At 59.2% G+C, this 13,162-nt stretch carries 12 protein-coding genes; 7 read left to right on the top strand and 5 right to left on the bottom strand.

The window, feature by feature from the left end; translation table 11 throughout:
- Window positions 1-25: 25 nt before the first annotated feature.
- The 5 genes from ACP15R_RS20115 to def form a co-directional block, all read right to left on the bottom strand.
- A complete protein-coding gene (locus ACP15R_RS20115; protein WP_224868263.1) occupies window positions 26-1,477 on the bottom strand; it encodes a TrkH family potassium uptake protein in 1,452 nt (483 codons plus the stop codon).
- A gap of 17 nt (window positions 1,478-1,494) precedes the next feature.
- Window positions 1,495-2,880: a Trk system potassium transporter TrkA gene (gene trkA, locus ACP15R_RS20110; protein WP_224868266.1), complete on the bottom strand. Its 1,386-nt coding sequence runs from the start codon at window positions 2,878-2,880 to the stop codon at window positions 1,495-1,497.
- Window positions 2,881-3,154: 274 nt separating this feature from the next.
- On the bottom strand, window positions 3,155-4,465 hold the full coding sequence (rsmB, locus tag ACP15R_RS20105; RefSeq protein ID WP_224868268.1) for a 16S rRNA (cytosine(967)-C(5))-methyltransferase RsmB: 1,311 nt from the start codon (window positions 4,463-4,465) through the stop codon (window positions 3,155-3,157).
- Window positions 4,458-5,426, bottom strand: coding sequence for a methionyl-tRNA formyltransferase (gene fmt, locus ACP15R_RS20100; protein ID WP_224868270.1), 969 nt, complete (start codon window positions 5,424-5,426; stop codon window positions 4,458-4,460). The genes rsmB and fmt overlap by 8 nt, the downstream gene beginning before the upstream one ends.
- A 207-nt stretch (window positions 5,427-5,633) precedes the next feature.
- Window positions 5,634-6,140, bottom strand: a complete 507-nt coding sequence (def, locus tag ACP15R_RS20095; protein WP_222230840.1) for a peptide deformylase — start codon at window positions 6,138-6,140, stop codon at window positions 5,634-5,636.
- A gap of 304 nt (window positions 6,141-6,444) precedes the next feature.
- On the opposite strand from def, the gene ACP15R_RS20090 reads away from it, so the two are divergent.
- The 7 genes from ACP15R_RS20090 to purE all read left to right on the top strand — a co-directional run bounded on the left by ACP15R_RS20090 (window position 6,445) and on the right by purE (window position 13,086).
- Window positions 6,445-7,512 (top strand): LysM peptidoglycan-binding domain-containing protein, encoded by a 1,068-nt coding sequence (locus ACP15R_RS20090; RefSeq protein WP_224868272.1) that lies wholly within the window; start codon window positions 6,445-6,447, stop codon window positions 7,510-7,512.
- Between the two features lie 108 nt (window positions 7,513-7,620).
- Window positions 7,621-8,775, top strand: a complete 1,155-nt coding sequence (dprA, locus tag ACP15R_RS20085) for a DNA-processing protein DprA (protein ID WP_224868274.1) — start codon at window positions 7,621-7,623, stop codon at window positions 8,773-8,775.
- A gap of 470 nt (window positions 8,776-9,245) precedes the next feature.
- Complete coding sequence (locus tag ACP15R_RS20080; RefSeq protein WP_224868276.1) at window positions 9,246-9,872, top strand: L-threonylcarbamoyladenylate synthase; 627 nt, start codon at window positions 9,246-9,248, stop codon at window positions 9,870-9,872.
- Between the two features lie 48 nt (window positions 9,873-9,920).
- Entirely contained in the window at window positions 9,921-10,826 is a 906-nt protein-coding gene (gene hemF, locus ACP15R_RS20075) for an oxygen-dependent coproporphyrinogen oxidase (RefSeq protein ID WP_224868278.1), read from the top strand.
- Window positions 10,827-10,878: 52 nt separating this feature from the next.
- Window positions 10,879-11,310, top strand: a complete 432-nt coding sequence (locus ACP15R_RS20070) for a hypothetical protein (protein ID WP_224868280.1) — start codon at window positions 10,879-10,881, stop codon at window positions 11,308-11,310.
- 91 nt (window positions 11,311-11,401) lie between these two features.
- The gene (gene aroE, locus ACP15R_RS20065) at window positions 11,402-12,250 is read left to right on the top strand and encodes a shikimate dehydrogenase (RefSeq protein ID WP_224868282.1); all 849 of its coding nucleotides are present in this window, start codon (window positions 11,402-11,404) and stop codon (window positions 12,248-12,250) included.
- A 344-nt stretch (window positions 12,251-12,594) separates the two neighbouring features.
- Window positions 12,595-13,086: a 5-(carboxyamino)imidazole ribonucleotide mutase gene (gene purE / locus ACP15R_RS20060; RefSeq protein ID WP_318247436.1), complete on the top strand. Its 492-nt coding sequence runs from the start codon at window positions 12,595-12,597 to the stop codon at window positions 13,084-13,086.
- Window positions 13,087-13,162: the final 76 nt, after the last annotated feature.

Genomic DNA, 13,162 nt, shown 5'->3' with positions numbered 1-13,162 from the left:
TTAACTCCGGTTAGCATAAAAGGAATTAGTGGCGCCAGAAAGCCGGGGTGAGCAGCACCAACAGGGTAAAGATTTCCAGACGCCCCATTAGCATCGCGAGAATCAAAAAACATTTGGCTACGCCGTTGACTTCGCCGTAGTGCGAAGCAGCGTCGCCCAGTGCCGGGCCGATATTACTCAAGCAGGACGCCACGGTGGAAAACGAGGTAACGAAGTTCTCGCCGGTCGCCATCACCACAATCGTAAGAATAAAAAACGACAGAATATAAATTGCAAAAAACCCCCATACCGCATCGGTGACTCGGGTAGGTACGATTTTTTTATTTACCTTGATCGGCACAACGGCATTGGGGTGTACCAGGCGACTGAGCTCGCGCAGGCCGGATTTAACAATCAGCATTACCCGCACGGCTTTAATGCCACCCGATGTGGAACCCGCGCAGGCACCCATGATTCCGAGCAATAACAAAATATAGGGCAAGAAAGCCGGCCACAGTGCAAAACTTTCTGAGGCAAAACCCGCGGTAGTACCGATTGAGACCACCTGGAAAATTCCGTGCAGGAAGCTGTCCTTCATATTGAAGGTGCCCGAAGTGAATAGGTAGCCGATGATAATGATGCTGGAAAAAAAGGTTACCAGTATGTAGAAGCGAAACTCAGAATCTTTCCAGTAATGCTTGAGGGTGCGGTTACCCAGCGCATAAAAGTGCAGGCCAAAGTTAATCGCCGCGGTCAGCATAAAGATAATCGCGATCGCCATAATCGCGTTGTTGTTGGCATAGAAGCCCATGCTCGCATCGTGCGTCGAAAACCCGCCATTCGCCACGGTGGAGAACGCGTGTCCCACGGCGTCGAACGCGGTCATCCCCGCCCACCAGTAACCAATACCGCACAGCACCGTGAGCGCGACATAGATAACGATTAGCGCGCGTGCGGTTTCCGCGATACGCGGTGTCAGCTTGGTGTCTTTGACCGGGCCCGGCATTTCCGCCTTGTACAGCTGCATACCCCCGATGCCGAGCATTGGCAGAATGGCCAGCGCGATCACAATTACCCCGATGCCGCCAAACCACTGCAGTTGCTGGCGGTAATACAAAATGGCGGGCGGCAGGGTATCCAGGCCAACGATGGTGGTGGCGCCGGTTGTGGTGAGCCCGGAAATCGATTCAAAAATAGAATCCACCACACTGAGATCCGGCGCGGGGCTGATAATCAGCGGCAGGGCACCGAAGCTACCCAGAATCAGCCAGAACAGTGAGGTGACGACGAAGCCGTCGCGGGTGCGCAGGTCTTGTTTCAAGTCGTGCACCGGCAGCCACATCAGCAAGCCGGTGATCAGGGTGATGCCAAACGCGATGGAAAACGCCACATGGGTATCGTCGTCGTACCACAGCGACACGCCGATCGGCGGCAACAGGGTAAGGCTGAACACCGTCAGAAGTATGCCGAAGACCCGCGCTATGACTGCTAAACGCATCTAATCGTGTCCCGACGTCAAAAGAAGCTAAAGCCGACCTGGAACAGCTGTTCCACGTGGCGGGTGTGGCGGCGGTCGACAAGGAACACGATGACGTGGTCGTCGGTTTCCACCACGATGTTGTCGTGAGCAATCAGCACCTGGCTTTCACCGTCGCGCTCGCGCACGATAGCGCCGATGCTGGCGCCTTCCGGCAGGTCGATATCCTCAATTTTTCTGCCCACTACCTTCGAGGTGCGGTTGTCGCCGTGGGCAATCACTTCGATCGCTTCCGCTGCACCGCGGCGCAGGGAGTGCACATTTACCATGTCGCCGCGACGCACATGGGTGAGCAGGCTGCCGATGGTATTTTGCTGCGGCGAAATGGCGATATCGATTTCACCACCTTGTACCAGGTCTACATAAGCGCGGTTGTTGATCAGTGCCATGACCTTGCGCGCGCCGAGTCGCTTCGCCAGCAACGATGACATGATGTTGGCTTCATCGTCGTTGGTGAGTGCCAAAAATACATCGGTGTCTTCGATGTTCTCTTCCAGCAGCAGGTCCTGGTCTGACGCACTGCCGTGCAGCACGATGCTGTTGCTCAATTCTTCCGACAGGAAGATACAGCGCTCGTGGCTCTGCTCGATGATTTTGACCGAATAGCGGTTTTCCAGCTTGGTGGCCAGACGCAGCCCGATATTGCCACCGCCGGCGATAGTGATGCGCTTGTAGCCCTGCTCCAGGCGGCGCAGTTCACTCATGACGGCGCGGATATCCTGTTTCGCGGCGATAAAGAAGACTTCATCGCCGGCTTCGATCACCGTTGAGCCCTGCGGGATGATGGGGCTGTTGCGACGATAGATGGCGGCAACGCGGGTGTCGACCTGGGGCATATGCTCGCGCAGGTAGCGCAGCTGATGGCCAACCAGTGGCCCGCCCTGTACGGCGCGCACCGCAACGAGCTGTACGCGGCCATCGGCAAAATCGAGCACTTGTAGGGCACCGGGGTGGGCGATCAGCCGCGCGATGTATTCGGACACGATCTGTTCCGGACTGATCAATACGTCGATGGGAATCGACTCGGGCGAAAACAGCTCGGGATATTGCAGATAGGCGGATGCGCGCACACGCGCGATTTTGGTGGGCACGCGGAACAGCGAGTGCGCGATCTGGCACGCGGCCATGTTGGTTTCGTCGTTATTGGTGACGGCGACGAGGATGTCGGCGTCTTCGATGCCGGCTTCCTGCAGGATATCCGGGTGAGAGGCATGGCCTTCGACGACGCCGATATCGATCTTGTCGCGGAGCTCGCGCAGGGTCTTCTCGTTGCTGTCTACCAGAACAATGTCGTTGCGTTCCGAGGCGAGACTTTCCGCCAGTGATCCACCGACCTGGCCGGCGCCGAGAATAATGATTTTCATATTATGCGATTGGGCCTGTGTTTTCTGGCCTGTTCCGCGGTACTTGTTCTTAAGCGAGCGCGGTAGCGCCGCAGAACCGGGTGTGGGTTTTCAGGACCAGGCTAGGCGCCCCCCTGTGAACCCATCCATGGGCGTTTCGGCGCAAACCTCCTGTTTGCGACGATCCTGAAAACCCACACCCGGCACCGCGACTTCAATTTTTACTTATCTGCTTCGACACGGGCGAACGCTAGATTCGCCCGCCTAAACAGCGCAGAGCCATTGCGCTCTGCGCTTACTTGTCTTCGGCTTTTTCCAGCTTTGCGTAGTAAAACCCATCGCCTGCATGGAGGCCTGGCAGCAACTGCATACCGACTTCCTGCGGCAATCCCCAGGGCTCCCCGTGCAACAACTGCGGCGTATTGTCCCTCGCATCCGGTGTCTCCGCAACGAAGCGTGCCACTTGAGCGCTGTTTTCCTCCGGGAGTATGGAACATGTGGCGTAAAGGAGTGTGCCGCCAGGTTTCAAAAGGCGCCACATTGCACGCAGGATTTTGCCCTGTAGCGCGGCGAGTTCCTCAATATCTTCCGGGCGCCGGAGTAGCTTGATGTCTGGGTTGCGACGGATCACGCCGGTGGCGGAGCAGGGTGCATCGAGCAGGATGCGATCGAAGGGTTCACCGTCCCACCAGTGCTCCGGTTCGGCGGCGTCCGCGCAGATGATTTGCGCGCCCACACCGAGGCGCTCGAGGTTTTCGATCACCCGGTCGAGGCGATCTTCCTCAATATCCAGCGCGCTGAGGTCGAGGTCCGGCTGTAGCTCCAGCAGGTGGCAGGTTTTACCGCCCGGCGCGGCGCAGGCGTCGAGCACACGCTCACCGGGTTGTGGATCCAGCACCGGCGCGGCGAGCTGTGCGGATTGGTCCTGCACACTGACGAGCCCATCTTCGAAGCCGGGCAGGCGGCTGACCGCTACCGGGCTTTCCAGTATCAGGCCCGCTGCGGAGAAGGCGCAGGGTCCCGCGCCGATGCCGGCATCTTGCAGCTGTTGCAGATAGTCATCGCGGCTGATTTGCGATTGATTCACCCGCAAGGTCATCGGCGGGTTTTCGTTGTTCGCGGTGAAGATGGTGCGCGCATCGGTGCCCCAAGCGCCCTTTACCGCTTGCTGTAGCCACTCCGGATGCGCGGAGCTGAACTGTGGGTTGCCGGAGAGTTTGCGAGTGAGCGCTTCCTTATTACGCAGTGCATTGCGCAGCACACCATTTACCACACCGGTGGCGTGGCCGAGCTTGATCGCACGAGCCGCTTCCACGGTGGCGGCAATCGCCGCGTGGTCGGGAATGCGCGTGTATTCCAGCTGGTACAGACCCACCAGCATCAGCGCTTCCAGCTCTTCGTCCTTTACCGGCTTGCGCAGCAGTTTGTTGAGCATCAGCTCCAGACGCGGCGCGAAGCGCGCGGTGCCGTAGCAGAGTTCGCGCAGTAGCGAGCGGTCTTTCTCGTCCACCTGTTTTTCCGCCCACGGCAGCAGGCGCTGCAGGGAGCCGCGGTCCTGATACAGGCGCGCGATTACCCGCGCCGCCAGGGCTCTTGGATCATTCATCGGCTGCTCCCAAAGTGATGCCTGCGGCAAACAGGTCGCGGTAACCTTTTAATATCTCCGCCACCGGCAGTGCCTTCTTTCCCGGCAATTGTAGTTGCGTCAGGCGCAACGCCTCGCGGCCACAGGCAACGAGAACACCCTCGTCATCGGCGCTGAGAATCGTCCCCGGGGTGTCGTTATGGCAGCCCTGTTCCAGCTTCGCCGCGTATACGCGCAGTCGCTGCGGCTTGCCTTTGTTGTCCCGGTACTCGGTCCAGCACACCGGGAAGGGATTGAACGCGCGCACCAGGCGCTCCAATTCCGCTGCCGGCTGGCTCCAGTCCAGTCGTGCTTCTTCCTTACTAATCTTGCCCGCGTAATTCGCCAGTGCATCGTCCTGCACCTGCGGTTTCGCGGTGCCGCTCTCCAGCATGGCCAGCGCTTCCAGTAGCGCCGGCCCACCGAGCCCGGCCAGCTTGTCGTGCAGGCTGCCGCCGGTCTCGCCCGCGGCAAGCGGCGTGCGCGCCTCCACCAGCACCGGCCCGGTATCCAGCCCCGCCTCCATTTGCATAATCGCCACGCCACTCTCCGCATCGCCGGCTTCCACTGCCCGCTGAATCGGCGCCGCACCGCGCCAACGCGGCAACAGGGAGGCGTGCACGTTCACACAGCCAAGCCGCGGCGTGTCCAGTACCACCTGCGGCAGAATCAAACCGTAAGCCACCACCACCATCAGGTCCGCATTCAGCGCCGCCAGTTCCTGTTGCGCCTGTTCATCACGCAACGACAGGGGCTGATATACCGGGATCTCGTGTTCCAGCGCCAGCTGCTTCACTGGGCTCGCCAGCAGCTTCTTGCCGCGCCCCGCGGGGCGATCCGGCTGGCTGTAGACAGCGATGACGTTGTGTTGGCTGTCGAGCAGGGTTTGCAGGTGGACGGCAGCAAAATCGGGGGTGCCGGCAAAGATAATATTGAGGCTCATGGCAGTATTTCGGGTAAGAAAGGGCGGACTTATAGATAAGTCCAAAAATAAAATGCGAAGTCGGGGTGCCGGGTGTGGGTTTTCAGGATCGTCGCAAACAGGATGTTTGCGCCGAAACGCCCAGGGATGGGTTAACAGGGGGGGCGCCTAGCCTGGTCCTGAAAACCCACACCCGGTGACCCGACGCCACCGGGCGACCTTAAGTGCTTAAGCGCGCTGGCGGTGCGCCTTCTCCAGCTTGGAACGAATGCGATTGCGCTTGAGCGGCGAGATGTAATCGACAAACAGCTTGCCATCGAGGTGGTCGATCTCATGCTGGATACATACTGCCAGCAGCCCCTCGGCTTCCAGCGCATACGCTTCACCGTTGCGATCCAGCGCCTTCAGGCGGATCTTGCGCGGGCGCTCTACCTTCTCGTAGAAGCCCGGGACCGACAGACAGCCCTCGTCGTACTTGTGGATTTCCGCATCCAGCACCTCAACCTCAGGGTTGATCAGCACCAGCGGCTCACTCTGATCTTCCGACACATCAATCACCACAATGCGCTCGTGTACATTGATCTGTGTCGCCGCCAGACCAACGCCTGGCGCCTCATACATGGTTTCAAACATGTCTTCGATCAGCGTGCGATGATCGTCCGTTACCTCAGCAACAGGCTCTGCAACCTTGCGCAGGCGGGGATCGGGGAATTCAAGGATTTCCAGTTTGGCCATAACACCTGTGACAAACTTCTAGTCTTAGTGGAACTTGCGCTGATAACATAATGATCGCGCTTGAAATTTGCTGAACTGGGGGAGAGTTTTTGCACCCTGGCGAAACCGCCAGCTGGCGCCTTTAGCCCCCACTTTGCCGCATGTGGTCAGAAGCACTAGCAGAACACCTGTCTGGTAGTGCGGCCACCGCCGGGCCCAGCGCTGACAGATTATAGCGATATAAAACCTCAGCGATAGCCGTATAAAGCATCAGCAGACTGGATGGCCAATAGCGTTAGCGACAAAAAAGCATAGGAATGCTTCCATGAAAAAAATAATACTGGCCGCCGCCGCAACCCTGCTGGCGACCTTTGGCTTGCACGCACAAGATACGCTGCTGAAGCCCGACCATCCGGACACCTATACCGTCCAGAAGGGCGACACCCTGTGGGATATCTCTGGGCGCTTCCTCTCTATGCCCTGGTATTGGCCAGAGATTTGGCAGGTGAACCCGCAGGTAGAGAACCCGCACCTGATCTACCCCGGCGACCGCCTCAATCTGGTATACGTTGACGGCCAGCCGCGCCTCGAACTCGAGCGCGCGCCCACTGCTTACCGATTGAGCCCGGCCAGTGACAACCGCTTGGGTCCCTCCGTGCGCCGCGAACCCATTGATACCGCGATCCCAGCCATTCCGCTGGACGCCATCAATGCCTTCTTGTCGCGCACCCGCATCGTCGGCCCCAACGCCTTCCGCGGTGTTCCCTACGTAATCTCTGGGCAGGACCAGCGCATCCTGATGGGTGCCGGTGAAAAAGTTTACGCCCGCGGCGATTTCCGCGAGCCGCTGCCGTCTTACGGGGTCTACCGCCCGGGTCCGGTTTACGCCGATCCCTACACCGGCGAAGAGCTGGGTCAGCAAGCGCTGGATGTCGCCTCCGTAGACCTCCGTCAGCTGGATGTGGATAACGCCAACAGTGAATTCGCCGTGGCCACCCTGGATGTGACCCGCAGCAGTCGCGACATGCGCCTGGAAGACCGCTTGCTGCCGGTGGAAGAGCGCGCGATTGCTGCGCTGTTTCAGCCCAGCGCTCCGGCAGTGCCCGTGGATGGCGTCATCCTCGGCGTGGAAGAGGGTGTAACCCAGGTCGCCAAGTACGACGTGGTTGCCATCAACCGCGGCCTGCGCGAAGGCCTGGAGCCCGGTAATGTGCTGGCGATCTACAAGCGCGGCGCCACCGTGCGCGATCGCATCGCCCGCCAGAACGTGAAACTGCCGGACGAGCGCGCCGGTGTGCTGATGGTATTCCGCAGCTTCGAAAAAATGAGCCTCGGCCTGGTGCTGGAAGCCGAAAAGCCGCTGGCAGTGATGGATCTGGTGCGCAACCCCTAGGAATCACTGAAAAACTACTGCGCGGTCGCCTGACGGCGGCCGCTCGCTACGTTTTCCCCGGCTCCTTCAATCCTAAAGCTTTACTGAACAATATTTACGGCAAATCGCATGGATGCGTTGACCGCGACTCTCTCTCTGCTTCGGCTGGAGGGCATTGGCCCCAGTTTGTATTGGCAAATGGTGGAGCAATTTGGCTCCGCCGAAGCCGCTCTCCAGCAGTCTGCCACCCATTTCCCCCGCAAATTACCCGAGCGCGCCCGCGCCCAGCTGGCCGAATACCAGCGCCTGGGCTGCGACAGTGAACTGGCGCAATGGGCACTCGCTGAACGCCAGCGCTGTGTGGAAAACTGCATCTATCTGCTGCATTGCGATGACAAAAGCTATCCGTCGTTGCTGCGCCAAATCGACCGTCCGCCGCCCGTTTTGTATATCACCGGTGATCCCCTGGCGCTGTCTCTGCCGCAGATCGCCGTGGTGGGGGCGCGCCGTGCCAGTCGCGCCGGTCTCGACAATGCCGAGGCATTTTCCGCGGACCTCGCGGCCGCTGGCTTCGCTATTACCTCTGGCCTGGCACTCGGGGTCGACGCCATGGCACACAAGGGGGCACTGCGCGGCGCAGGCAAAACTGTTGCCGTGCTCGGCACCGGTGTGGATCGTATTTACCCGCAGCGGAATGCCGCGCTGGCAGAGCAGATCCTGGAATCGGGCGGCGCGCTGGTAAGTGAAATGCCGCTGGCCAGCGCGCCAGAGCCCGGCAATTTTCCACGGCGCAACCGGATTATTTCCGGTTTGAGCCTGGGCATCTTGCTGGTGGAGGCCGCGGTGCGTTCCGGGTCGCTGATCACCGCGCGCCTGGCGCTGGAGCAGAATCGTGAGGTATTCGCGATCCCCGGCTCCGTGCACAACCCCATGGCCCGCGGCTGTCACCACATGATAAAAAACGGCGCCCATCTGGTGGAAACCAGCGCGGATATCGTGGCTGAACTGGGTGGGTTGTTGTCGGGACTGGCGCAGCAGCCATCGCTGTTTGAACAGACCGCGGATAGCGGCATACGCCTGCCACCGGAGCAGCGCAGCCTTATTGTCGCCCTCGGCGGTGACCCGCGCAGTATCGAGCAGCTGGCTCGCGACACCGGTGGTGATACCGGGGAGTTGATGGCGAGCCTGTTGCACATGGAGCTGGAGGGGCTGGTGGAGCAGCTCCCCGGAGGCTATCAGCTGACCGGCAGTGGTGCCAAAGCCCTGGCCGGGCTGGTGGAATAAGCGAAAAATCGGTACGGTAACTCCTGACTACCTCGATCCGGAATTCGGCGCGGTCAAACAGTGCAGTGACTTTATGCGCCCGGTACAAAACCTAGAGCCTCAATTGTGGCGCCGCTCGGGATCAAGGTTTACACCGGTGATCAGTGCCCGGGGGAATACAAAATCAGGTATTGATCACCGAACATGGCTCCTGGAGCTGCAGTAACAAATTCGGCCACAGCGTTACCTACTCAGACTAAAGCGAGAGCGAGTCCGGCGTGGCGATCTGGTATGACGGTGAGGTGGCGCTGGAACCTTACTGTCTCTTCAGGCTACCTTGTCTAGGCTGGTAGTATTCGATAAATTGCCGCGCTGCCACCTGACGACCTTCCAGTACTGTTGCGCATTGAGTGGCGCATCGAAAAGTACCGAGGACGTCTACCCGGCGCGCTCGCCGCGTCTTCCGCTTGCTGACCTGAAGAGTCCTAGCCTTGTCCGAGAAAATTACCTCCGTTACCGCCGTCGACGACACCTCCACAACGCACACGCCCAATTTGCCTGGTGCAGGCATCAGTCTGGTAAGCGCCGCGCGTATCATTGCCGCCGGCGGTGTGATTGCCCACCCGACCGAATCCGTGTGGGGCCTTGCCTGTGACCCGAACAATGCCGAAGCGGTGCAGCGTCTGGTGCGCCTGAAAAACCGGCCGCTGGAAAAAGGTTTGATCCTGGTGTCGGGCGACGTGAACCACTTCTCCGGTCTGTTGCACAATCTCTCCGGCGATCAGCGCGCGCGTATCGATGCAACTTGGCCGGGACCGGTTACCTGGCTCGTGCCGCATTTTGACCAGATACCGCCGTGGGTCAGCGGCGTGCACCACAGTGTCGCCCTGCGCCATACCAACCACCCGTTTACCGCGGCACTGTCGCGGGCATTTGGTGGTCCCATTGTGTCGACTTCCGCCAACCCGGCAGGCTGTCAGCCGGCGCGTCAAAAATTCCAAGTGTTGCGTTATTTTGGCGACGCGCTGGATTTTATTGGCGGCGGCAGCACCGGTGGGCGCGCATCCCCCAGTGAAATTCGCGACGCTTCCAGCGGTCGCATTGTGCGCGCGGGATAATCCCGACAGAAATTCTTATTACTAGCGAAATTAAATCGTGAGCATTACATGAGTACCATCGACATTCAGGCCGTCAAAAAATATCTGCTGGACCTGCAAGACCGCATTTGTGCGGAACTTGTGGCGGTGGACGGGCAGCAGTTTTTTGAGGATGCCTGGGAGCGTGAGGGTGGCGGCGGGGGCCGCACCCGGGTGCTGGAAAATGGCAATGTGATCGAAAAAGGCGGGGTTAACTTTTCCCATGTGTACGGTGACAAGTTGCCGCCGTCCGCTACCGCAGCACGCCCCGAGCTCGCGGGCCGTTCCTTCGAAGCGATGGGTGTCAGCCTGGTTATTCACCCGCGCAACCCCTATGCGCCCACCAGCCACGCCAATGTACGCTTGTTTGTGGCGCAAAAAGAAGGCGCGGACCCTGTGTGGTGGTTTGGTGGGGGCTTTGACCTGACCCCATACTACGGTTTTGAAGAAGACGTTGTGCACTGGCACCAGACCGCGAAAGAGGCCTGTGCACCCTTCGGTGAGGATATTTATCCGCGCTTTAAAAAGTGGTGCGACGAATATTTTTATCTGAAGCACCGCAAGGAGGCTCGCGGTGTGGGCGGCCTGTTCTTTGACGATTTTAATGAAGGCGGATTCGATAATGCATTTGCCTTTATGCAGGCAGTGGGTAATGCCTATCTGGATGCATATCTGCCGATCCTGAAGAAACGCAAGGATACTCCGTACGGTGAACGTGAGCGCGACTTCCAGCTGTATCGCCGCGGCCGCTACGTGGAATTCAATCTGGTGTTCGACCGCGGCACCCTGTTCGGCCTGCAAAGTGGCGGGCGTACAGAGTCAATCCTGATGTCACTGCCGTCCGAGGTGCGCTGGCGTTATGACTGGCACCCGGAAGAGGGCAGTGCCGAGGCGAAACTGTATACTGACTTCCTGCCGCACCGGGATTGGATATAAATGCCTTGCCGAAATCATAGGTTGTGGGGCTGCTGTAAAAAGAGGTAACGATATGCACAAGGCTCGTCTCGAAGACATTAATAAATTGTTTCTCGAATACCGCCGACTGTTTGAGGCGCGAGACGCAGAGCAAATCGCGGATTTTTATCGGTTCCCGCTGCACTACCACTTTTCCAATGGCAAAAAGTCACAACTGGATCGGGGCTACTTTATTGGTCGGGTCGAGAAACTGCTGAAGCTCTACCAGAAACTTGGGGTAACGCAGATTGTTGGCGCGGTGACCGATGTGATCGAGCTGAACGAAAATGCCAGCCTCGCCACCCTCAATTGGATACTGCTTGACGCTCGTGGCGAAAAACCGCAGCAGGTATACAGTGCCATCACACGCTATCTGGTGAGCGAATACCAGGGAGAATTGAAAATCGACAGTCTGGTTGGCGTCGATGAAACCGTGCAAGTGCGCAAGGCACTGCGCGCACTGTAACGACGTACATTGTTGCGACCAACATTTTAATAATCAGTACCGCAAGCCAAGCAAGTGCAACGCAATATAACAAACGAGATTCAGGTTATTTATGGATAAATACGCGGTCATCGGAAATCCTATCAAGCAGTCCATGTCGCCGGTGATTCACAGCGCCTTTGCCACGGAAACCAATCAGGATCTCGAGTACGGCAAACTGTTTGCCGAAGTCGATAACTTCAAACCGGTGGTGGACGAATTTTTTGCCGCCGGCGCCCGCGGGCTGAACGTCACCGCTCCCTTCAAACTGGACGCATTTGAGTACGCCGACTGCCTGACCGAACGCGCGCGCAGTGCGGGTGCGGTAAATACCCTGGCACTGCAGGAAGATGGCCGTTTGCTGGGCGACAATACCGACGGCCCCGGTCTGGTGTCGGATATTCGTGACAACCTCGGTTGGCAGATTCGCGGCAAAAAACTGCTGGTGCTGGGCGCCGGTGGTGCTACCCGCGGAACGCTGTTGCCCCTGCTTAACGAGCAGCCCGCGCGGTTGCACATTGCCAATCGCACCGCCTCCAAGGCGCACCAGTTGGCGGAGGATTTTCAGCGTTTCGGCAGCGTGACTGCCGGAGGTCTGGAAGATATCCCCGCGGGTTTTGACCTGATCATCAATGCCAGTGCGGCCGGGCTAAGCGGCGAACGCCCACACATTGACGCATCGGTGGTGGGCCCGGACTGCTGTGTCTACGACATGGTGTACGGTGCCGAACCAACGCCGTTTATGCGCTGGGCGGAACCGCTGGGCGCCCGCACCGCAGATGGCCTGGGTATGTTGGTGGGGCAGGCGGCGGAGGCATTCCACCTGTGGCGGGGTGTGCGCCCGTCCGAGGCGCCGGTGCAGGCGATGTTGCGTGAAGCCCTGCGCAAAAAACGCAATGCGGAAGCGGGAGAGGCGGACTGAGGCCGGACCTTTCCGCAGCCACATATCACTCCATCCAGGCGGCCACTTATAGCTGTTGTGACCGCCTCGCCACACTATATTTTGGGGTTCCGGTGGTGCAAGCGCGACCACGGGAGCCCGAAAAGCCATCTTTTCCGGCTAGATAGCGCCGATACCGCGATGAAACCCGTGGGAAAACGCCGTATAGCGTACTTTTGCGGCCAATTTTTGCTATCCTCTCGCCCCTAAAATTTTCGGGTCGGGTGGGCGCACTCTCGAAAGCGTGACCAGCAAGACCCTGTTTTTCCCCGGTGCCGCCAGTGAACAACAGCGCTGTGGTGCCCGCGAACACTGGAGTTATCCCCGTGAATCAGCTGCCGTTTGAAAAAGTCACCATTGTGATGGGCTCGCAGTCCGACTGGCCGACCATGGAAATGGCGACCAAGCCACTCACCGAGCTGGGTGTGCCTTTTGCCACGGCCGTGGTTTCTGCGCACCGTACGCCGCAGCGTATGGTCGAGTTCGCCTCCACCGCGCACGAGCGCGGTACCCAGGTGATCATCGCCGGTGCCGGCGGCTCTGCGCACCTGCCGGGAATGATCGCGGCCATGACCCCGCTGCCGGTGATCGGCGTGCCGGTGGCGAGCAAATTTATGACCGGTATGGATAGCCTGCTGTCTATCGTGCAGATGCCCAAGGGCGTGGCCGTGGCCACCCAGGCGGTGGGCGCGTCCGGCGCCTACAACGCTGGCCTGATGGCTGCACAGATGCTGTCGCTGACCGACTCCGAGCTGCAGCAGCGCCTGATCGCGTGGCGTGAAAAGCAGAGCGCCGGTGTGCCGTTTGAAGTTGAATAAGCCGGTTCGCCGATTTATTCGATTTGTTGACCAGCTAGATATTTGAATAGTGCGACCAGCACTGAAGGTTTACGAG

The organism is Microbulbifer sp. S227A (assembly GCF_049800935.1).
The sequence above is the reverse complement of the archived record's forward strand: the minus strand, read 5'-3'. Positions and strand labels throughout refer to the sequence as shown.

What these genes read in the sequence shown, in the direction of transcription:
- ACP15R_RS20115 (WP_224868263.1), bottom strand. Translation starts at nt 1,477, where the DNA reads ATGCGTTTAGCAGTCATAGCGCGGGTCTTCGGCATACTTCTGACGGTG.
- trkA (WP_224868266.1), bottom strand. Translation starts at nt 2,880, where the DNA reads ATGAAAATCATTATTCTCGGCGCCGGCCAGGTCGGTGGATCACTGGCG.
- rsmB (WP_224868268.1), bottom strand. Translation starts at nt 4,465, where the DNA reads ATGAATGATCCAAGAGCCCTGGCGGCGCGGGTAATCGCGCGCCTGTAT.
- fmt (WP_224868270.1), bottom strand. Translation starts at nt 5,426, where the DNA reads ATGAGCCTCAATATTATCTTTGCCGGCACCCCCGATTTTGCTGCCGTC.
- def (WP_222230840.1), bottom strand. Translation starts at nt 6,140, where the DNA reads ATGGCCAAACTGGAAATCCTTGAATTCCCCGATCCCCGCCTGCGCAAG.
- ACP15R_RS20090 (WP_224868272.1), top strand. Translation starts at nt 6,445, where the DNA reads ATGAAAAAAATAATACTGGCCGCCGCCGCAACCCTGCTGGCGACCTTT.
- dprA (WP_224868274.1), top strand. Translation starts at nt 7,621, where the DNA reads ATGGATGCGTTGACCGCGACTCTCTCTCTGCTTCGGCTGGAGGGCATT.
- hemF (WP_224868278.1), top strand. Translation starts at nt 9,921, where the DNA reads ATGAGTACCATCGACATTCAGGCCGTCAAAAAATATCTGCTGGACCTG.
- ACP15R_RS20070 (WP_224868280.1), top strand. Translation starts at nt 10,879, where the DNA reads ATGCACAAGGCTCGTCTCGAAGACATTAATAAATTGTTTCTCGAATAC.
- aroE (WP_224868282.1), top strand. Translation starts at nt 11,402, where the DNA reads ATGGATAAATACGCGGTCATCGGAAATCCTATCAAGCAGTCCATGTCG.